Source organism: Streptomyces sp. NPDC013455, assembly GCF_040632975.1.
GTDB lineage: Bacteria > Actinomycetota > Actinomycetes > Streptomycetales > Streptomycetaceae > Streptomyces.
Genome location: NZ_JBEYCX010000008.1, coordinates 299,801 through 320,598 on the forward strand (window position 1 = coordinate 299,801; position 20,798 = coordinate 320,598).

The following is a 20,798-nucleotide window of genomic DNA, read 5'->3' on the forward strand; positions in this document are numbered from 1 at the left end:
CCAGATGACGGTGAAGCAGCTGTCGATGCCCGAGCTGGCCGACGCCTGCGGCGAGCTGGGCATCACGCACGTGGGCCTGTGGCGCGAGCCCGTCCAGGAGTACGGCGTGGAGGCCACCGCCAAGCTGGTCCGGGACGCGGGCCTGACGGTGACCACCCTGTGCCGCGGCGGCTTCTTCACGGCGCTCGGCCCGGACGAGCGCGCGGCGGCCCTCGCCGACAACCGGCGCGCGATCGACGAGGCGGCCGCGCTCGGCACGGACACCCTGGTCCTGGTCTCGGGCGGCCTGCCGCCCGGCAGCAGGGACCTGGGCGCGGCCCGGGAGCGCGTCGCCGACGCCCTGGCCGCCCTGGCCCCCTACGCCGAGGACCACGGGGTACGCCTCGCCATCGAGCCCCTGCACCCCATGTACGCGTCCGACCGCTGCGTGGTCTCCACCCTCGCCCAGGCCCTGGACCTCGCCGAAGGCTTCCCCGCGCACCAGGTCGGGGTGGCCGTGGACACGTACCACGTCTGGTGGGACGACCAGGCGCCCGCCCAGATCGCCCGCGCGGGGGCGGCCGGCCGCATCCACACCTTCCAGCTCGCCGACTGGACCACCCCGCTCCCCGAGGGCGTCCTCAACGGCCGCGGCCAGCTCGGCGACGGCTCGGTCGACCTGCGCGAGTGGAAGGGGTACGTGGAGGCGGCCGGCTACCGGGGCCCGATCGAGGTGGAGCTCTTCAACGAGAGCCTGTGGGCCCGGCCCGGCCGGGAGGTGCTGGCGGAGACGGCGGAGCGGTTCGTGGCACACGTGATCCGCTGAGCGCGCAGAAAAGTCGTCCGCCGGTGCAACCCTTTCCGCGCCCGCCGTGTCGTATCTGTCGTCGGAACCACGGGGGACCCGGGGGGGGTTCGGGGTTCCGGCAGGAGGGGAAAGCCGAGGGGGCGTCTCCGGACTCTTCGGTCCGCAGGCGCCCCCTCGAACGTACCGCCCGCCGCCGGCCCGGCTTCCTGACGGGCGGCCGGGCTTCCTGACGGAGAAGACGTCACCGCAGCAGTCGACGCCGAGGAACACCGTCGCCGTCGTGGCGGATCCCCGCCTCCCTCACAGGGCGCCGACCTCCCCGGCCGTCGGGTACGACTCCTGCGCACCCCGTTTCGTCACGGCCGCCGCGCCCACCCGGGCCGCGTAGGCCGCCGCCTCGGCGAGCGTGGCGCCCGCGCCCAGCCGCCAGGCCAGCGCGGCGGTGAACGCGTCACCGGCGCCGGTGGTGTCCACCGCGTCCACCTTCACCGACGGCACCCGGGCCGTCCCCGAGCCGTCGCACACCAGCGCCCCCCGCGCGCCCAGCGTCACCACCACCGAGCGCGGGCCGGCGGCCAGCAGCAGCCGCGCCCAGTCGGCGGGTTCCCCGCTCGTGCGGGCACCGCCGAGGAGCACCCGCGCCTCGTGCTCGTTCACGATCAGGGGGTCACAGGCCGCCAGCACCTCGGCGGGCAGCTCCCGCGGCGGCGACGGGTTCAGCACGAAGCGGCTGCCCGGCGCCAGGTTCCGGACCACCTCCACGACCGTCTCCAGCGGGATCTCCAGCTGCGCCGACACCACCCGGGAGGCGTGCAGCAGGCGCGCGGCCGCCCGGACGTCCGCGGGCGTCAGCCGGGAGTTGGCGCCCGGCGACACCACGATGCTGTTGTCGCCCCCGGGGTCGACGGTGATGAGCGCGACTCCCGTCGGGGCGCCGCCCACCAGCACGCCCGCCGTGTCGACCCCGGCCGTGCGCAGGGAGTCGAGCAGCAGCCGGCCGTGACCGTCGTCGCCGACGCGCGCCAGCAGGGCCGTACGCGCGTCCAGCCGGGCGGCGGCGACCGCCTGGTTGGCACCCTTGCCGCCCGGGTGCACCGCCAGGTCACCACCGAGCACCGTCTCGCCGGCGGCCGGCCGCCGCTCGACGCCGATCACCAGATCGGCGTTGGCCGATCCCACGACCAGCAGGTCGTAGTCGTACATCAGTTGACTCATTTCACGAGATCGGGCCGGTCGGCGACGCGGGCCCCGCACGCCTCCGCCACGCGTGGTCTCCCGGCGCTCTGTCCACGAGTGAGGAGGAGGCTAGTACGCCTGGCTTCCGCGGCCCACGTCCCTCCACGTCTGCCACGCGGCGAGCCGCCCATCGGCTGCCCTTTCGTGAGACGTGATCGACGAGCCGGGCCCGCCCACCTCGCCCGTGCTCGTTGTCACACCGCACCGGTACCGTCGGATCATGGCTGACCAGGCGGACAACACCACCGGTGAACGGCGGCTCGCCGTACTCGAAGGCGTGCTGGAGCGGATCACGTACGCCAACGAGGAGAACGGCTACACGGTCGCCCGGGTCGACACCGGACGAGGCGCCGGGGACCTCCTCACGGTCGTCGGTGCGCTGCTCGGTGCCCAGGTGGGGGAGTCCCTGCGCATGGAGGGCCGCTGGGGTTCCCACCCGCAGTACGGCAAGCAGTTCCACGTCGAGAACTACACGACCGTGCTGCCCGCCACCGTCCAGGGCATCCGGCGTTACCTGGGATCCGGCCTGGTCAAGGGCATCGGGCCGGTCTTCGCCGACCGCATCACCCAGCACTTCGGGATCGACACCCTCACGATCATCGAGGAGGAGCCCAAGCGCCTGATCGAGGTGCCGGGGCTGGGTCCGAAGCGCACCAGGAAGATCGCCGAGGCCTGGGAGGAGCAGAAGGCGATCAAGGAGGTCATGCTCTTCCTGCAGACCGTCGAGGTGTCGACGTCGATCGCCGTGCGGATCTACAAGAAGTACGGCGACGCGTCGATCGCGGTCGTGAAGGAGCAGCCCTACCGGCTCGCCGCCGACGTCTGGGGCATCGGGTTCCTCACCGCCGACAAGATCGCCCGGTCCGTCGGCATCCCCCACGACAGCCCGGAGCGCGTGAAGGCCGGCCTCCAGTACGCGCTGTCCCAGTCCGCCGACCAGGGGCACTGCTTCCTGCCCGAGGAGCGGCTGATCGCCGACGCCGTCAAGCTGCTCCAGGTCGACACCGGGCTCGTCATCGAGTGCCTCGCCGAACTGGGCCGGGCCCCGGAGGAGGGAGCCGATCCGGGGGTCGTACGGGAGAAGGTGCCCGGCCCCGACGGCGGCGAGGAGACCGTCAGCGCCGTGTACCTGGTCCCCTTCCACCGCGCCGAACTCTCGCTCTCCGCCCAGCTGCTGCGGCTGCTGCGGACCGACCAGGACCGGATGCCGGGGTTCCGGGACGTGGACTGGGGCAAGGCGCTCGGCTGGCTGAAGTCCCGTACCGGAGCCGACCTGGCGCCCGAGCAGGAGGCCGCGGTCAGGCTCGCGCTCACGGAGAAGGTCGCCGTCCTCACCGGCGGGCCGGGGTGCGGGAAGTCGTTCACCGTGCGCTCGATCGTGGAACTGGCCCGGGCCCGGCGCGCCAAGGTGCTGCTGGCCGCCCCGACCGGCCGGGCGGCCAAGCGGCTGGCGGAGCTGACCGGCGCGGAGGCGTCCACCGTGCACCGGCTGCTGGAGCTGAAGCCGGGCGGGGACGCCGCCTACGACCGGGACCGGCCGCTGGACGCCGACCTGGTGGTCGTGGACGAGGCGTCCATGCTGGACCTGCTGCTCGCCAACAAGCTCGTCAAGGCCGTACCCCCGGGGGCGCACCTGCTGTTCGTCGGTGACGTGGACCAGTTGCCGAGCGTCGGGGCCGGCGAGGTCCTCCGGGACCTGCTCGCCGACGGGAGCCCCGTCCCGGCCGTCCGGCTCACCCAGGTCTTCCGGCAGGCCCAGCAGTCCGGCGTGGTCACCAACGCGCACCGCATCAACGCCGGGCGGCACCCGCTGACCGACGGGCTGAAGGACTTCTTCCTCTTCGTCGAGGACGACACGGAGGCCGCGGGCCGGCTCACCGTCGACGTGGCCGCGCGGCGCATTCCGGCCAAGTTCGGACTGGATCCGCGCCGGGACGTACAGGTCCTCGCGCCCATGCACCGGGGCCCGGCCGGCGCGGGCGCGCTCAACGGGCTGCTCCAGCAGGCCATCACGCCCGGGCGGCCGGACGTGCCGGAGAAGCGGTTCGGCGGCCGGGTCTTCCGCGTCGGCGACAAGGTCACCCAGATTCGTAACAATTACGAGAAAGGGAACAATGGTGTCTTCAACGGCACCGTGGGCGTCGTCACCTCACTGGACCCGGTCGAGCAGCGCCTGACGGTCCTGACGGACGAGGACGAGGAGGTTCCGTACGAGTTCGACGAGCTGGACGAACTGGCTCACGCCTACGCGGTGACCATCCACCGCTCCCAGGGAAGCGAATATCCCGCCGTGGTGATTCCGGTCACCACCGGGGCGTGGATGATGCTCCAGCGGAACCTGCTGTACACGGCGGTCACCCGGGCCCGGCAACTGGTCGTCCTGGTCGGTTCGCGCAGGGCGATCGGCCAGGCGGTGCGCACGGTGTCGGCCGGACGGCGCTGTACGGCCCTCGACTACCGCCTCGGCGCGAAAAATGATCGATCAAATGAGTCATGAAGGTCACAGAGCCCTTCCAGATGCCCCTCCGAGGGGGCAGGATGAGCAGGTTGGCGGCACTGAGTGCCGCCAATAGGCCCAATGGTCGACCCCGAGTGCACTCTCCTGAGCCAAATGGGGGATGGTAGAGACAGTCAGGGCACCTCGAAGATGAGGCACTACGTCGGTGAGGGAAGACGTGAGCGACAACTCTGTAGTACTGCGGTACGGCGACGGCGAGTACACCTACCCGGTGGTCGACAGCACTGTCGGCGACAAGGGCTTCGACATCGGGAAGCTCCGCGCCCAGACCGGTCTGGTGACTCTGGACAGCGGTTACGGCAACACGGCCGCCTATAAATCCGCGATCACCTACCTCGACGGCGAGGCGGGCATCCTCCGCTACCGCGGCTACCCCATCGAGCAGCTGGCCGAGCGCTCCACCTTCCTCGAGGTGGCGTACCTGCTGATCAACGGCGAGCTGCCGACCGTCGACGAGCTCTCCACGTTCAAGAACGACATCACGCGGCACACCCTGCTGCACGAGGACGTCAAGAACTTCTACAGGGGCTTCCCGCGCGACGCCCACCCGATGGCCATGCTGTCCTCGGTCGTGTCGGCGCTGTCCACCTTCTACCAGGACAGCCACAACCCGTTCGACGAGACGCAGCGCAACCTCTCCACGATCCGGCTGCTCGCCAAGCTCCCGACGATCGCGGCGTACGCGTACAAGAAGTCGATCGGCCACCCGTTCGTCTACCCGCGCAACGACCTCGGTTACGTCGAGAACTTCCTGCGCATGACCTTCTCGGTGCCGGCCCAGGAGTTCGAGCTGGACCCGGTCGTCGTGGCCGCCCTGGACAAGCTGCTGATCCTGCACGCCGACCACGAGCAGAACTGTTCGACCTCCACGGTCCGCCTGGTCGGCTCCTCGCAGGCGAACATGTTCGCGTCGATCTCGGCCGGCATCAGCGCCCTGTGGGGCCCGCTGCACGGCGGCGCCAACCAGTCCGTCCTGGAGATGCTCGAGGGCATCCGCGACTCCGGCTCCGACGTCGACACCTTCATCCGCAAGGTGAAGAACAAGGAGGACGGCGTCCGCCTGATGGGCTTCGGCCACCGGGTCTACAAGAACTTCGACCCGCGCGCCAAGATCATCAAGGCCGCCGCGCACGACGTCCTCTCCGCGCTGGGCAAGGAGGACGAGCTCCTCGACATCGCCCTGAAGCTGGAGGAGCACGCGCTGTCCGACGACTACTTCGTCGAGCGCAAGCTCTACCCGAACGTCGACTTCTACACCGGTCTGATCTACCGGGCCATGGGCTTCCCGACCGAGATGTTCACGGTCCTGTTCGCCCTCGGCCGGCTGCCGGGCTGGATCGCCCAGTGGACCGAGATGATCAAGGAGCCGGGGTCCCGTATCGGCCGCCCGCGCCAGATCTACACGGGTGTGGTCGAGCGCGACTTCGTCCCGGTCGAGGAGCGCTGAGCCCACCGGACGCGAGGGCCTGTCCGTCCGGACGGGCCCTGAACCGGTGACAGCACGGCTGGAGAAGCAGAAGGCGCCCTGAGCCGCCGGTCCCCCCACGGGCCGACGACCAGGGCGCCTTCCCATGTCCCGGTGCGGATTCCCCCCACGGGATCCGGCCGGGCGCTCGGAGAAGACAGCGCCTGAATCGCTGTCCGAGCATGACGAGCGCGAACTCGCCGTACTCCAGTGATGCGGTGCGATCTGCCGGGACAGCGCACGCTGGGAGGGCCGCTCAAAGCTTCCCGGTGTACGTGCCCCGGCAACGCTCTCCCAGGCTCTCACCTGAATGCGAGCCGGGAGGTACCCCCATCTGGAGAAGTCCCCCAAGACATCCCCAGAGGTCAGTCAGCGCCCCCCAAGACGCTGGTCTGACATCGCCAACTTAGACCGTCGAAGCCCTTCGATGGTTACGTTCGCATCACTGTGATCTGCGTCTCTTGCATATGTCCCTTAGGTGCGCAAGAGCCCCGATACAGCAATCGGGGCTCAAGCGTAAGGAAGATGCGCGAGCCTTGTGAAGAGCTTATGTGAGGCTCGCGCCGGACTCCAGGGGGACTCCCGTATCGGTCCGGGCGATCAGGTCCGGCTCACCGGAAGGCGCGCAGCCGCAGGCTGTTGGTCACCACGAACACCGAGGAGAAGGCCATCGCCGCGCCCGCGATCATCGGGTTGAGCAGACCGGCCGCGGCCAGCGGCAGCGCGGCGACGTTGTAGCCGAAGGCCCACACGAGGTTTCCCTTGATGGTGGCCAGGGTGCGCCGGGCCAGCCGGATCGCGTCCGCGGCCACCCGCAGGTCCCCGCGCACCAGTGTCAGATCGCCGGCCTCGATCGCCGCGTCGGTGCCGGTGCCCATGGCCAGACCCAGGTCGGCGGTGGCGAGCGCGGCGGCGTCGTTCACCCCGTCGCCCACCATCGCCACGGACCGCCCCTCGCGCTGGAGCCGCCGTACGACGTCCACCTTGTCCTCGGGCAGCACCTCGGCGTACACGTGCCCGGCGTCGATGCCGACGCTCTTCGCGACCGCCTCGGCCACCGTCCGGTTGTCCCCGGTGAGCAGTACCGGCGTCAGCCCCAGCGCCCGCAGACCGCGGACCGCCTCGGCGCTCGTCTCCTTGACCGCGTCGGCGACGGCGAGGACCCCGCGGGGCCGCCCGTCCCAGCCGGCCACGACGGCCGTACGGCCCTGCTGCTCGGCCTCCCGCGCGGCGCGGGCCAACTCCTGCGGGAGCTCGTCGTACAGGCGCCCCACGGCCACCTCGCGGCCGTCCACGCGTCCGCGCGCGCCCCGGCCGGGCACGTTCTCGAAGTGCTCGACCGCCGGCAGGGCTCCGGCGCGCTCCTCGGCGCCGACGGCGATGGCACGGGCCACCGGGTGCTCCGACGCGTGCTCCAGGGCTCCGGCGAGCCGCAGCAGCTCCTTCTCGTCCTCGCCGTCGGCGGCGTACACCTCCTGGAGGGTCATCCGGCCGGTGGTGACCGTGCCGGTCTTGTCCAGGACGACCGTGTCGACGCGCCGGGTGGACTCCAGCACCTCGGGGCCCTTGATCAGGATGCCGAGCTGGGCGCCGCGCCCGGTGCCCACCATCAGCGCGGTCGGGGTGGCGAGGCCGAGCGCGCAGGGGCAGGCGATGATCAGGACGGCGACGGTGGCCGTGAAGGCGGCGGCCGTGTCACCGGTCACGCCCAGCCACACGCCGAAGGTGCCGAGCGCGATGAGGATGACGACGGGGACGAAGACGGCGGAGATCCGGTCGGCGAGCCGCTGCACCTCGGCCTTGCCGTTCTGCGCGTCCTCCACCAGCTTCGCCATCCGGGCGAGCTGGGTGTCCGCGCCCACCCGGGTGGCCGCCACGACCAGCCGGCCGCCCGCGTTGACCGTGGCCCCGGTGACCCGGTCGCCCGGACCGACGTCCACCGGCACCGACTCGCCGGTCAGCATGGACGCGTCCACCGCGGAGACGCCCTCCACGACCGTGCCGTCGGTGGCGATCTTCTCGCCGGGCCGTACGACGAACCGGTCGCCGACGGCCAGGTCCGCCACCGGCACCCGCACCTCGCGGCCGTCCCGCAGCACCGCCACGTCCTTGGCGCCCAGCTCCATGAGCGCCTTCAGGGCGGCCCCGGCGCGCCGCTTGGAGCGGGCCTCCAGGTAGCGGCCGAGCAGGATCAGCGCGACGACGCCGGCGGCGACCTCCAGGTAGATGGTGGACGCGCCGTCCATGCGGGAGACGGTGAAGCGGAACTCGTCGTGCATGCCGGCCATGCCGGCGTCCCCGAAGAACAGTGCCCACAGCGACCAGCCGAAGGCGGCCAGCGTGCCGACCGAGACCAGGGTGTCCATGGTGGCGGCGCCGTGCCGGAGGTTGGTCCAGGCGGCCCGGTGGAAGGGGGCGCCGCCCCAGACGACGACGGGCGCGGCGAGGGTGAGCGAGAGCCACTGCCAGTTGTCGAACTGGAGGGCGGGGATCATCGCGAGCAGGACCACGGGGGCGGCGAGCAGCGCGGAGACGAGCAGGCGGTGGCGCAGGGCGCCGAGTTCGGTATCCGCCTCGGCGGTTTCCGGTGCCGTCCCGGGCGCGGGCTCCGGCGGCGCGGGTTCCTCGGCGGTGTAGCCGGTCCGCTCCACGGTGGCGATCAGGTCGGCGACCCGGACGCCGTCGGCGTAGCTGACCCTGGCCTTCTCGGTGGCGAAGTTGACGGTGGCGCTCACGCCTTCCATCCGGTTGAGCTTCTTCTCCACCCGGGCGGCGCAGGAGGCACAGGTCATCCCGCCGATGAGCAGCTCGACCTCGGCGTTCTCCGCTATCGCGGTACCTGTTTCTGCGGTGGTGCTGGTCATGTCCGGACTCCAGACATCGGACCGGGCCGTACGGATCCAGTATCAGCTGGTCGGCACGGCCCGGCGGGGAAAGGGGGAGCTTTCTCAGGCCTTGCCGGCCAGCTCGAAGCCGGCCTCGTCGACGGCGGCGCGCACGGCCTCGTCGTCCAGCGGGTTCTCGGAGACGACGGTCACCTCGCCGGTCGACGCGACGGCCTTCACCGAGCTGACGCCGGCGATCCGGGAGATCTCACCGGACACGGAGCCCTCGCAGTGGCCGCAGCTCATGCCCGTCACCTGGTAGACGGTGGTGACGGAGCCCGGGGTGTCGGTCTGGGCGGTCATGTCGTTACTCCTCGTCGAGGCGTGTGGGGCGGAAGGGGCCCGCGGAGGAACCCCACGTTCGAAGACTATACCCCTAGGGGGTATTTCACCAACGTGCTGCCCCCGTGTTCGGTGCACGGTTCACCACATCCGGGCCGTCCATGCGGCGGCGCGCCGGGGAGTGGGCCACGGGCGGGGTGGCGGCGGTCCCGGTCGGGCGCGGCCGGGGTGGCGGCGGTTCCGGTCAGGTGCGGCCGGGGTGCGGCCGGGGTGGTGGCGGTTGCGGTCAGGTGCGGCCGGGGTGGCGGCGGTCCGGGTCGGGTGTGGGACGGCGTGTTCCTGCTCTCCCGCGTCAAGGAGGAGTACGACCGCACGGGCGACCACGACAGGGCCGTGCGCCACGGGCTCCGGCGCACCGGCGGGCTGATCACCGCGGCGGCGGTCATCCCCGCGGTGGTGATGGTCGCCATCGGCACCTCCCGGGTGACCAACACCAGGATGCTGGGCCTCGGCATCGCCCTCGCGGTGCTGATGGACGCGATGGTGGTCCGCAGCCTCCTGGTCCCGGCCGTCATGCGCCTCACCGGGCGCGCCACCTGGTGGGCCCCGGCCCCGCTGCGGCGCTTCCGCCAGCGGTTCGGGACGAGCGAGGGCGAGCAGGGTACGCCCCGGGAGCAGGCGGGCGACGGCACGGCCGGCCACGAGGAACCGGCACTGGCCGCTCACCCCGGCGGCTCCCGGAGCGTCTAGCCTGCGCGCAGGTTTCCGGAAGGAGCGCGCATGCGAGCCATGGTCTTCGAGCGGTACGGCGAACCCGCCGAGGTACGTGAAGTCCCCGACCCCCGCCCGGCCCCCCACGGAGTGGTCGTCCGGGTCGAGGCGACCGGCCTGTGCCGGAGCGACTGGCACGGCTGGATGGGCCACGACCCCGACATCTCCCTGCCGCACGTCCCCGGTCACGAACTCGCCGGTGTGGTGGAGGAGGTGGGCGCCCGGGTCACCGGGTGGCGGCCCGGCGACCGGGTCACCGTGCCGTTCGTCTGCGCCTGCGGCCACTGCGCGTCCTGCGCCGCGGGTGACCAGCAGGTGTGCGAACGGCAGACCCAGCCCGGCTTCCACCACTGGGGTTCCTTCGCCGAGTTCGTGGCGCTCGACCACGCCGACGTCAACCTCGTCGCCCTCCCGGACGACATGCCGTACGCCACCGCCGCCGCCCTCGGCTGCCGGTTCGCCACCGCCTTCCGCGCGGTGGTGCAGCAGGGCCGGGTGGCGGCCGGGGAGTGGGTGGCGGTGCACGGCTGCGGCGGGGTCGGCCTGTCGGCCGTGATGATCGCGGCGGCCGCGGGGGCCCGGGTGGTCGCCGTCGACGTGTCACCGCGCGCCCTGGAGCTGGCACGGACCTTCGGCGCCGCCGCGTGCCTGGACGCCACCGGCGTGTCCGACCCGGCCGCCGCCGTCCGCGAACTGACCGGCGGCGGCGCCCACCTCTCGCTCGACGCCCTCGGCTCGCCCGCCACCTGCGCGGCCTCCGTCGACTGTCTGCGCCGCCGGGGCCGGCACGTCCAGGTCGGCCTGCTGCCCTCCGCCGACGGCACCACGCCGGTGCCGCTGGCCCGCGCGATCGCCCTGGAGCTGGAGCTCCTCGGCAGCCACGGCATGGCCGCCCACGCCTACCCCGCCATGCTCGACCTGGTCGGCGCCGGCGTCCTGCGCCCCGACCTGCTGGTGACCCGCACGATCACCCTGGACGAGGCTCCGGCGGCGCTCGCGGCGATGGACACGGCGCCGGGCGCGGGCGTCACGGTCATCGAACCCCGCGGCTGACGCCCGCCACCGCCGGCCCTCCGGCCGCCCCGCCCCGGTCAGGACCAGCCGTCTCTGCGGCCGCGGTTGCCGGGGCGGGAGGCGACCCAGGCGCGGACGGTGTCGGCGTACCAGTAGGGCTTGCCGCCCTCCACGTGATCGGGCGGGGGCAGCAGCCCGTGCTTGCGGTAGGACCGCACGGTGTCGGGCTGCACCCGGATGTGTGCCGCGATCTCCTTGTAGGACCACAGCCGCCGATCGCTCATGAGCCGCACCTCCCTGCGCGCACCTCGGCGGCGACCGGAACGGCCGCCGGGGGGACCGGGCACTGCGCTGACGTCGCTGTGTCGCCGACGTTGCCGACGTTGCCGACGTCGCTGACGTCACCAAGCCTGTGCCCACTGGGCGACGCAGAGTGACCAACGGTCGGCCCCTGTTGACCGGGTGTGACCGATGAGCCGCGTACACGCAACATCTGAGACAAGAAGGGGGTATTTGTGACACGGCTGCCGCGTGGGGTGCCGCCCCGCCCCTTCTGCGGAGAGAACTGGTCCGAATGTCCGGACAAAACATTGACAGCGCTCGGAGTACCGGACTAGAAAGCCGGGGAGAGCCATGACGAAGGGAAGCCGATGGCCCACGACCTCATCACCATGGGGCGGATCGGAGTGGACCTCTACCCGCTCCAGACCGGTGTCCCGCTCGCCCAGGTGTCGTCCTTCGGCAAGTTCCTCGGCGGGTCCGCGGCCAACGTCGCGGTCGCCGCGGCCCGGCTCGGCCGGCACACGGCCGTGATCACCCGCACCGGTGACGACCCGTTCGGCGCCTACCTGCACGAGGCGCTGCGCGGCTTCGGCGTCGACGACCGCTGGGTGACCCCCGTCCCCGGACTGCCGACCCCGATCACCTTCTGCGAGGTCTTCCCGCCGGACGACTTCCCGCTCTACTTCTACCGCCGGCCCAAGGCCCCCGACCTGGAGATCGACGCCCACGAACTGGACCTGGACGCCATCCGCGAGGCCCGGATCTTCTGGGTCACCGGCACCGGACTGAGCGAGGAGCCGAGCCGTACGGCGACCCTCGCGGCCCTCGCCCACCGGGCCGGGGCGGGCACGACGGTCTTCGACCTCGACTGGCGCCCCATGTTCTGGTCCGACCCGGACGCCGCCCGCCCCTTCTACGCCGAGGCCCTGCGCCACACCACCGTCGCCGTCGGCAACCTGGACGAGGTGGAGGTCGCCACCGGGCTGCGCGAGCCGCACGCCGCCGCCCGCGCCCTGCTGGACGCCGGGGTGGAACTGGCCGTCGTCAAGCAGGGACCCAAGGGGGTGCTCGCCGTCGACCGGAAGGGCGAGACGGCTCAGGTGCCGCCCCTGCCCGTCACCGTCCTCAACGGACTCGGTGCCGGCGACGCCTTCGGCGGCTCCCTCTGCCACGGCCTGCTCGCCGGGTGGGACCTGGAGACGGTCATGCGGCACGCCAACGCGGCCGGCGCCATCGTCGCCTCCCGTCTGGAATGCTCCTCCGCCATGCCGACCGCCGACGAGGTCGCCTCCGCACTCGACGCCGGAGCGGTGCGGTGAGGGCCGGCCGGGTCACCGGGACCCACCGGCACGGCGGCGACGGCGTCCGCCGGCCCCGCGTCGACGTCGCCGAACTGGTCCGGGTCCGCACCCACCACCCCGAGGCGATCGCCGAGGCCGCCGTCCGCCGGGCCCGCAGGCCGCTGCTCAACGAGAACGGGCGGCTGATGATCGTCGCCGCCGACCACCCGGCCCGCGGCGCCCTCGGCGTCGGCGACCGCAAGCTCGCCATGGCCAACCGCGCCGACCTGCTCGAACGCCTCTGCCTCGCGCTGTCCCGGCCCGGCGTCGACGGCGTCCTCGCCACCGCCGACATCCTGGACGACCTGCTCCTGCTCGGCGCCCTGGACCACAAGGTGGTCATGGGCTCGATGAACCGCGGCGGACTGCAGGGCGCGAGCTTCGAACTCGACGACCGGTTCACCGGCCACCGCCCCGAAGACATCGAACGCCTGGGCTTCGACGCGGGCAAGCTCCTGCTGCGCGTCGACTACGCCGACCCCGGCTCGCTGACCACGCTGGAGTCCACCGCCCGCGCCATCGACGCCATGGCCGCGCGCCGGCTGCCAGTCTTCGTCGAACCGTTCATCAGCCGCCGCACCGCCGACGGCACGGTGCGCAACGACCTGTCCGCCGAGGCGGTCACCCGGTCCATCGCCATCGCCTCCGGCCTCGGCGGCTCCTCCGCCTACACCTGGCTGAAGGTGCCGGTCACCGAGAACCCCGACGACATGGCCCGGGTCATGGAGACCTCCACGCTGCCCGCCGTGCTGCTCGGCGGGGACATCGGCGACTCCCCCGAGGGCCAGGTGGCCGCCTACGAGAAGTGGCGCGGCGCACTCCAACTGCCCACCGTGCGCGGCCTGGTGGTCGGCCGCTCGCTGCTGTACCCGGCGGACGGCGACGTGGCCGCCGCCGTGGACACCGCCGTAGGACTGCTGTGAGGGCCGCATGACCAGCACCGACCTGCACCTGCCCCGGGGCGCCACCGCCAACGCCCACTACGCCGTCGACATCGGCCCCGAGTTGGCCGGCTGGACACACAGCAGCCTGCGGGTGGTCGAGTTGGCGCCCGGTGGCGACCATACGTTCACCACCGGGGACGGTGAGTGGATCGTGCTTCCGCTGGAAGGCGGATGTACCGTACAAATTGAGTCCGGGCCGACAGAGAAGGACGAGTTCCAACTCCTGGGCCGGGCCAGCGTGTTCAGCGGAGTCTCCGACTTCGTGTACGCGCCCCGGGACGCCCGGGTCACGATCGCCTCCGGCGCGGGAGGCCGCTTCGCCCTGGCAGGAGCGAAGTGCGAGCGACGACTCCCCGCCCGCTACGGCCCCGCGCCGGAGGTCCCCGTCGAGGAGCGCGGCAGCGGCACCTGCGCCCGCCGCGTGCGCAACTTCGCCTCCGCCGACTCCTTCGACTGCGACAGGCTGATCGCGGTGGAGGTGGTCACCCCCGGCGGCAACTGGTCCTCGTACCCGCCGCACAAGCACGACGAGCACCGGCCGGGCGAGGAGTCCGTGCTGGAGGAGATCTACTACTTCGAGATCGACGGCCCGAAGGGGCTCGGCTACCAGCGGGTGTTCCCCTCCCGCGCGGGCGGGGCCGACGTCCTCGCCGAGGTCCGCTCCGGCGACGCCGTCCTCGTCCCCGACGGCTGGCACGGCCCGTCCATCGCCCAGCCCGGGCACGACATGTACTACCTGAACGTCATGGCGGGCCCGGGCGGGACCCGGGAGTGGCGCATCTGCTTCCACCCGGACCACACCGAGACCACAGGGGGGTACCGATGACGATCCGGCTGACCGTCGCCCAGGCGCTCGTCCGCTTCCTCACCGTCCAGTACACCGAGCGGGACGGCGAGCGGCAGCGGCTGATCGGTGCCACCTGGGGCATCTTCGGCCACGGCAACGTCGCCGGGATCGGCCAGGCGCTGGTCGAGTACGCGGACACCATGCCGTACCACCAGGGACGCAACGAGCAGTCCATGGTGCACGCGGCCGTCGGCTACGCCCGCCAGTCCAACCGCCTGTCCACGCACGCGGTGACGACGTCGATCGGCCCCGGCGCCACCAACCTCGTCACCGGCGCCGCCCTCGCGACCGTCAACCACCTGCCGGTGCTGCTGCTGCCCGGCGACGTCTTCGCCACCCGCCCGGCCGACCCGGTCCTCCAGCAGCTGGAGGTGCCGTACGCGGGCGATGTGTCGGTCAACGACACCCTGCGCCCGGTGTCGAAGTACTTCGACCGCGTCATCCGCCCCGAACAGCTGATCCCGAGCGCGCTGCAGGCCGTGCGGGTGCTCACCGACCCCGTGGAGACCGGCGCGGTCACGCTCGCCCTGCCGCAGGACGTGCAGGCGGAGGCGTACGACTGGCCGGAGGAGTTCTTCGCCGAGCGGGTGTGGACCGTGCGCCGGCCCGGCGCCGACCCGACCGAGCTGGCCGAGGCCGTGACGGCGATCCGGGCCGCCCGCAGGCCCCTCGTGATCGCGGGCGGCGGAGTCCACCACAGCCGCGCGGAGGAGGCGCTCGCGGAGTTCGCCTCGGCGACCCGCATCCCGGTCGCCTCCACGCAGGCCGGCAAGGGCTCCCTGCGCCACGACCACCCGCAGGACGTCGGCGGGATCGGCCACACCGGCACCGGGACCGCCGACGAGCTGGCCCGCACCGCGGACCTGGTCATCGGCGTCGGCACCCGGTACACCGACTTCACCACCGCCTCCGGCACCCTGTTCGAGAACCCGGCCGTCCGCTTCCTCAACCTCAACATCGCGCCCTTCGACGGCCACAAGCTGGCCGGGCTCCCGCTGATCGCCGACGCCCGCAGCGGACTCGGCGAGCTGACCGAGGCCCTGGTCGTGCACGGGCACACCGTCGACGACTCCTACGCCGGCGCGTACACCGAGGGCAAGGAGCGCTGGGAGTGGCGCGTCGACGCCTGCTTCGAGGCCGGGGAGCCCACCGCACGGCCGACCCAGCCGCAGGTCATCGGTGCCCTGGACGCGCTGGTGGACGCGTCGGACATCATCGTCAACGCGGCCGGCTCCCTCCCCGGCGACCTGCACAAGCTGTGGCGGGCGCGGTCCCGCGACCAGTACCACCTGGAGTACGGCTACTCCTGCATGGGCTACGAGATCCCGGCCGCCCTCGGCGTGAAGCTCGCCGCGCCGGAGCGGAACGTGTGGGCGCTGGTCGGCGACGGCACGTACCTGATGATGCCGACGGAGATCGTGACCGCCGTGCAGGAGGGCATCGCGATCAAGATCCTGCTGGTGCAGAACCACGGGTACGCCTCGATCGGCGGCCTGTCGGAGTCCGTCGGCGGCGAGCGGTTCGGCACCGCCTACCGCTACCCCGCCGAGGACGGCACCTTCACCGGCGCCCCGCTGCCCGTCGACCTCGCCGCCAACGCGGCCAGCCTCGGCATGCGGGTGCTGCGGGCGACGACCGTCGGGGAGCTGCGCGCCGCGCTCGCGGAGGCCCGGGCCGCCGACACTCCCACATGTGTCTACGTGGAGACCGAAACGTCCGACACTGTGTCGGGCGCGCCTCCGGCGCAGGCCTGGTGGGATGTTCCTGTGGCCGAGACCGCGACCCGACCGTCGGCGGTCAAGGCACGTGAGCTGTACGAACGGCACGTCTCGACCCGACGCCGCCATCTGTGAGAAGGAGTCTCTGGGCATGACGAAGATCGTCAACCACTGGATCGGCGGCAAGACCGTCGAAGGCGCGTCGGGCACGTACGGGCCGGTCACGGACCCGGCGACGGGCGCGGTCACCACGAAGGTCGCGTTCGCGTCGGTCGAGGAGGTGGACGCGGCGGTGGCCGCGGCCAAGGACGCCTTCGCGACCTGGGGCCAGTCCTCGCTGGCCCAGCGGACGTCGATCCTGTTCAAGTTCCGCGCGCTGCTGGACGCCCGCCGCGACGAGATCGCCGAGCTGATCACCGCCGAGCACGGCAAGGTGCACTCGGACGCCCTCGGCGAGGTCGCGCGCGGCATGGAGATCGTCGACCTCGCGTGCGGGATCAGCGTCCAGCTGAAGGGCGAGCTGTCCACGCAGGTCGCCAGCCGGGTCGACGTGGCCGCGATCCGCCAGCCGCTCGGTGTCGTCGCGGGCATCACGCCGTTCAACTTCCCGGCGATGGTCCCGATGTGGATGTTCCCGATCGCCATCGCGTGCGGCAACACCTTCGTGCTGAAGCCGAGCGAGAAGGACCCGTCGGCGTCGGTCCGCATCGCCGAGCTGCTCGCCGAGGCCGGGCTGCCCGACGGCGTCTTCAACGTCGTCCACGGTGACAAGGTCGCCGTCGACCGGCTGCTGGAGCACCCGGACGTCAAGGCCGTCTCCTTCGTCGGCTCGACCCCGATCGCCCGCCACATCCACACCACCGCCTCCGCCCACGGCAAGCGCGTCCAGGCCCTCGGCGGTGCCAAGAACCACATGCTGGTCCTGCCCGACGCGGACCTGGACGCGGCGGCCGACGCGGCGGTGAGCGCGGCCTACGGCTCCGCGGGCGAGCGCTGCATGGCCATCTCCGCGGTCGTGGCCGTGGGCGCCGTCGGCGACACGCTGGTGGAGAAGATCCGCGAGCGTGCCGAGAAGATCAAGATCGGTCCGGGCGACGACCCGGCCTCCGAGATGGGCCCGCTGATCACCGCCGCCCACCGCGACAAGGTGGCGTCGTACGTGGAGGGCGCCGCCGCCGAGGGCGCCGAGGTCGTGCTCGACGGCACGGGTTACACCGTGGAGGGCTACGAGGACGGCCACTGGATCGGCATCTCGCTGCTGGACAAGGTGCCGACGACCGCCAAGGCGTACCAGGACGAGATCTTCGGCCCGGTGCTGTGCGTGCTGCGCGTCGACACCTACGAGGAGGGCGTGGCGCTCATCAACGCCTCGCCGTTCGGCAACGGCACCGCGATCTTCACCCGGGACGGCGGGGCCGCGCGCCGCTTCCAGCTGGAGATCGAGGCCGGCATGGTCGGCGTGAACGTGCCGATCCCGGTGCCGGTGGGCTACCACTCCTTCGGCGGCTGGAAGGACTCGCTCTTCGGCGACCACCACATCTACGGCAACGACGGCACGCACTTCTACACCCGCGGCAAGGTCGTCACCACCCGCTGGCCCGACCCGGCCGACGCGCCGGCCGGGGTGGACCTGGGCTTCCCGCGCAACCACTGAGGCGAGTCAGCCACCGCTGAGCCACCGCCGATCCGGCACCGCGCCGGACGGCACGGTGCCCCGCCCTCCGCGCCGGAGGGCGGGGCACCGGTGTCCGTCAGCCCTGCCGCTCCTTGTACATCCCGGAGAGGTCGGCGACGCGTCCGGCCGGCGGGGCCTTGACGTCGACCGACTCGCCGAACTTCTCGAAGTCCATGCTGATGGTCATGACGCCCAGCTTCTGCTTCAGCCGGACCGGCAGGTCGTCGGAGCCGACCCACACGTCCATGATGATCGACTTCACCCCGGTCGCCGTGCCCATGGGGCTGTCCTCGCCGTAGACGTCCTTGAACCGGCCCATGTGGTCCTGGTCGATCACGGCGCGGTAGTGCGTGGTGCGCTGTCCGTTCACGGTCTGCGCGCCGAGGTTCTCGACGTTGTCGGCGTACTTCAGGCCCCTCATGGAGGCGGAGGGGCTGCCGTTGTCCCCGGAGACGGCCCGGGCGCCCTTCTTGCCGAACACGGCGGCGCCGTCGACCTTGATCCAGTCCTTGCCCTCGTACGGGCCGGAGCGGAAGGTGTCCACGTCGTAGTAGTAGGCACCGTCGACGAAGAGGACCCGTGTGGTGGGGGAGTGGTTCACGGCCTGCATCTTCGCGGCCTCGGTGTCCATCTCGACGTCGAAGGCGTAGCCGTCGCCCCAGGAATAGGTGCCGTCCATGGCGATCGGACCGCTGGTGCCGGTGTCCGTCGTCATGTGCACCTCGGCGGAGCCGAGCGCCTCGGTCCGGTCCGTCGCCCGGGCCAGCGCCGCCATCGCCGTGTTCGCCTTGTCGACCGCCTTCACGGCGGTCTTCGCGCTCTCCGTGCCGCACCCGGAGGCCGCCACCAGCGCCGCCGCGGTGAACCCCACCCAGGCGGCCGTGTGCCGCTTCGTCATGTTCCCCACCCCAAGAGCTGTGTGCCTGCTGTGCGGGCGCACTCTAGCCGGTGGCGCTGACATGACCGCGACCGGTCGGGGCGTCCGGATACCGGACGGCTGACATTTTTTTGCAACGTCTGCTGCGGTTCTCGTTTCGGGCGGACGAAACGGGTGGTGAAGGGGTTGCTCAGCTGTCGCCTTTGAAAGCAAGGTCACATCCAGGATGAGCTTGATGGATGCACCTATAGAGCGTCACAGCCTGGGAAAGTGATGCTCCGTACGGCGAAGCGGAAGTACGGATTCCGAAGGTAAACGGCCATTGACGTGGCGGTTTTCGTCGGGGTTCTCTATGCAGCGCCGGGAGCGGACGAGATGAACGTATGACGATCCGCCGGAGGCGATAGCGCTCCCGACCCTCACCCTCAGCCGCTCACGATCGGAACCGCCGCATGACCGACACGCTCCAAAAGTCCGTGGTAGAGACCCCGACAGCCGCCGTACCGGGGCTGAAGCGTTCCATCGGTGTCGTCGGCGGCACTCTGCTGACGCTGTCCTGCGTCACGCCCGCCTCCACGCTCTTCGTGGTCGTCCCCGATCTGTTCGGCTCCCTCGGCACCGCCACCGCCCTGACGATCGCCATCGGCTCCCTCCTCTGTATCGCCGTGGCGTTCTGCTACTCCGAGCTGGGCACCCTCATCCCCAGCGCCGGCGGCGAGTACGCCATGGTCTCGACGATGGCCGGACGGCTGGCGGGCTGGCTGGTCTTCGTGCTGTCCCTGCTGGTCGTGATGATCGTCCCGCCGGTGATCGCGATGGGCACCGCCGACTACCTGGCCCCGATCGTCCACCTCGACCCCTCCATGACCGGCGCCGGCGTGATGCTGCTCGCCACCCTCGCCGGCCTGCTCGACCTGCGCGCCAACGCCTGGATCACCGGTGTCTTCCTGGTCCTGGAGGTCATCGCCGCCGGAGTCGTCGCCCTGCTGGGCTTCACGCACAGCCAGCGCGGGGTGGGCAGCCTGGTCTCCCTGGAGGTGGCCGGCACCGACGGCCACGCGGACACCGTGACCGCCATGCTGATCGTCTCCGGGCTCGCCATCGCGCTCTTCGTCACCCAGGGCTTCTCGACCGCCGTCTACCTCTCCGAGGAGCTGGAGAACCCGCGCCGCAACGTCGCCCGCACGGTCCTCGCCACCCTCGCCATCTCCACCGTGGTCATCCTGGTGCCGGTCACCGCCATCACCCTGGGCGCCGGCGACCTCACCGAGCTGACCGGCGGCGACATCAGCTCCATGGTCACCGCCTGGTCCAACTCCGCGGTCGGCACCTTCGTCAGCCTCTGCGTGGCCCTGGCGATCATCAACGCGGGCATCGTCATGGTCATCCAGAACTCCCGCGTCCTGTTCGCCTCGGCCCGCGACAAGGCCTGGCCCGGCCCGGTCAACACCCTCTTCGGCAAGCTCGGCCGGTTCGGCTCCCCCTGGGTGGCCACCCTCGCGGTCGGCGTCCCCGGCGCGGTGCTCTGCTTCGTCAACCTGGACACCCTCTACGGCGTCACCGGCGTCTCGGTGACCGGCATGTACCTGCTGGTCGCGGTCGCCGCGCTGCTCGCCCGCCGCGGCTCCCACGGGCACACGCCGGCCTGGCGGATGCCGCTGTGGCCCGTGGTGCCGGTCGTGCTCATCGCCGTCCTGGCGTACATCCTGACCCAGCAGGAGACCGCCTACCTGCTGTGGACCGGCGGCATCACCGCCGTCGCCACCCTCTACTGGGCCCTGTACCTGCGCCCGCGGCAGGACACCCGCTGGCTGGTGTCGATCCCGGAGGACGCGCGGGTCGCGGAGGGCACGCCGGTCATCCCGGCGCAGGCGGCGCCCGCCGCGGACGCCCCGGCCGCCGGCGAGGCCCGGCCCTGATCCGCGGCCGGGGTGGACCCCCCGTCACCCCCGGCCCGCAGGCCGCCGCCCCCGTCACCCACTGCCAGGTGGGGTGCCGGGGGCGGCGGCGTGACCGGTGCCCCGCCGGTCCGGACCGTCCCGCGGATCCCCGGGCCGCCGGCGCCCCCGGGCCCCGGGGGCGCCGCGGGGGGGCCCCCACCCCGTGACGCCCACCCCCCCCGCACCACCCCACGGCGGGGCCCCCGGGGGGCGCGCC

Annotated in this window: 15 protein-coding genes and 1 pseudogene; 11 read left to right on the plus strand and 5 right to left on the minus strand. The window is 72.1% G+C overall.

All coding sequences use genetic code 11. The features are described from left to right. Positions 1 to 4 precede the first annotated feature (4 nt). Positions 5 to 805, plus strand: coding sequence for a sugar phosphate isomerase/epimerase family protein (locus ABZ576_RS16315; protein WP_360740660.1), 801 nt, complete (start codon positions 5 to 7; stop codon positions 803 to 805). A 282-nt stretch (positions 806 to 1,087) separates the two neighbouring features. Here the strand turns inward: ABZ576_RS16315 and ABZ576_RS16320 are convergent, their stop codons facing one another. Next, a complete protein-coding gene (locus ABZ576_RS16320; protein WP_360740662.1) occupies positions 1,088 to 1,990 on the minus strand; it encodes a ribokinase in 903 nt (300 codons plus the stop codon). A 253-nt stretch (positions 1,991 to 2,243) separates the two neighbouring features. Between ABZ576_RS16320 and ABZ576_RS16325 the strand changes: the two genes are divergently transcribed. Further along, positions 2,244 to 4,520: an ATP-dependent RecD-like DNA helicase gene (locus ABZ576_RS16325; RefSeq protein ID WP_360740617.1), complete on the plus strand. Its 2,277-nt coding sequence runs from the start codon at positions 2,244 to 2,246 to the stop codon at positions 4,518 to 4,520. 178 nt (positions 4,521 to 4,698) lie between these two features. Then, the gene (locus ABZ576_RS16330; RefSeq protein ID WP_360740619.1) at positions 4,699 to 5,988 is read left to right on the plus strand and encodes a citrate synthase; all 1,290 of its coding nucleotides are present in this window, start codon (positions 4,699 to 4,701) and stop codon (positions 5,986 to 5,988) included. A gap of 629 nt (positions 5,989 to 6,617) precedes the next feature. Here the strand turns inward: ABZ576_RS16330 and ABZ576_RS16335 are convergent. Beyond that, positions 6,618 to 8,870, minus strand: coding sequence for a heavy metal translocating P-type ATPase (locus ABZ576_RS16335; protein WP_360740621.1), 2,253 nt, complete (start codon positions 8,868 to 8,870; stop codon positions 6,618 to 6,620). An 84-nt stretch (positions 8,871 to 8,954) separates the two neighbouring features. Beyond that, positions 8,955 to 9,194, minus strand: coding sequence for a heavy-metal-associated domain-containing protein (locus ABZ576_RS16340; protein ID WP_360740623.1), 240 nt, complete (start codon positions 9,192 to 9,194; stop codon positions 8,955 to 8,957). Positions 9,195 to 9,503: 309 nt separating this feature from the next. On the opposite strand from ABZ576_RS16340, the pseudogene ABZ576_RS16345 reads away from it, so the two are divergent. Together ABZ576_RS16345 and ABZ576_RS16350 are read left to right on the plus strand one after the other, a co-directional pair. After that, a pseudogene (locus ABZ576_RS16345) lies at positions 9,504 to 9,923 on the plus strand (MMPL family transporter); the annotation flags it as partial. A 30-nt stretch (positions 9,924 to 9,953) separates the two neighbouring features. Next, positions 9,954 to 10,997, plus strand: a complete 1,044-nt coding sequence (locus tag ABZ576_RS16350) for a zinc-dependent alcohol dehydrogenase family protein (RefSeq protein WP_360740625.1) — start codon at positions 9,954 to 9,956, stop codon at positions 10,995 to 10,997. 38 nt (positions 10,998 to 11,035) lie between these two features. Here ABZ576_RS16350 and ABZ576_RS16355 read toward each other — a convergent pair whose 3' ends face one another. Continuing rightward, positions 11,036 to 11,242, minus strand: a complete 207-nt coding sequence (locus ABZ576_RS16355) for a MerR family transcriptional regulator (protein WP_360740627.1) — start codon at positions 11,240 to 11,242, stop codon at positions 11,036 to 11,038. A 366-nt stretch (positions 11,243 to 11,608) separates the two neighbouring features. On the opposite strand from ABZ576_RS16355, the gene iolC reads away from it, so the two are divergent. Genes iolC through mmsA form a run of 5 tightly spaced genes read left to right on the plus strand, consistent with a single transcriptional unit; the run spans position 11,609 to position 17,743 of the window. Continuing rightward, positions 11,609 to 12,559 (plus strand): 5-dehydro-2-deoxygluconokinase, encoded by a 951-nt coding sequence (gene iolC / locus ABZ576_RS16360; protein ID WP_360740629.1) that lies wholly within the window; start codon positions 11,609 to 11,611, stop codon positions 12,557 to 12,559. Continuing rightward, positions 12,556 to 13,503, plus strand: coding sequence for a deoxyribose-phosphate aldolase (locus tag ABZ576_RS16365; protein WP_360740631.1), 948 nt, complete (start codon positions 12,556 to 12,558; stop codon positions 13,501 to 13,503). The genes iolC and ABZ576_RS16365 overlap by 4 nt, the downstream gene beginning before the upstream one ends. Positions 13,504 to 13,510: 7 nt before the next feature. Then, on the plus strand, positions 13,511 to 14,350 hold the full coding sequence (gene iolB, locus ABZ576_RS16370) for a 5-deoxy-glucuronate isomerase (protein WP_360740633.1): 840 nt from the start codon (positions 13,511 to 13,513) through the stop codon (positions 14,348 to 14,350). Next, positions 14,347 to 16,224, plus strand: coding sequence for a 3D-(3,5/4)-trihydroxycyclohexane-1,2-dione acylhydrolase (decyclizing) (gene iolD / locus ABZ576_RS16375; protein ID WP_360740635.1), 1,878 nt, complete (start codon positions 14,347 to 14,349; stop codon positions 16,222 to 16,224). Before iolB ends, iolD begins: the two co-directional genes overlap by 4 nt. A gap of 16 nt (positions 16,225 to 16,240) precedes the next feature. After that, positions 16,241 to 17,743: a CoA-acylating methylmalonate-semialdehyde dehydrogenase gene (mmsA, locus tag ABZ576_RS16380; RefSeq protein ID WP_360740637.1), complete on the plus strand. Its 1,503-nt coding sequence runs from the start codon at positions 16,241 to 16,243 to the stop codon at positions 17,741 to 17,743. Positions 17,744 to 17,840: 97 nt separating this feature from the next. On the opposite strand, the gene ABZ576_RS16385 is transcribed toward mmsA, so the two are convergent. After that, positions 17,841 to 18,662 carry a hypothetical protein gene (locus ABZ576_RS16385; protein WP_360740638.1) on the minus strand — a complete coding sequence of 274 codons (822 nt, stop codon included), beginning with the start codon at positions 18,660 to 18,662 and terminating at the stop codon, positions 17,841 to 17,843. Between the two features lie 431 nt (positions 18,663 to 19,093). Here ABZ576_RS16385 and ABZ576_RS16390 point away from each other — a divergent pair, with 431 nt between their 5' ends. Further along, positions 19,094 to 20,560, plus strand: coding sequence for an APC family permease (locus ABZ576_RS16390; RefSeq protein WP_360740640.1), 1,467 nt, complete (start codon positions 19,094 to 19,096; stop codon positions 20,558 to 20,560). The last annotated feature ends 238 nt before the right edge of the window (positions 20,561 to 20,798 follow it).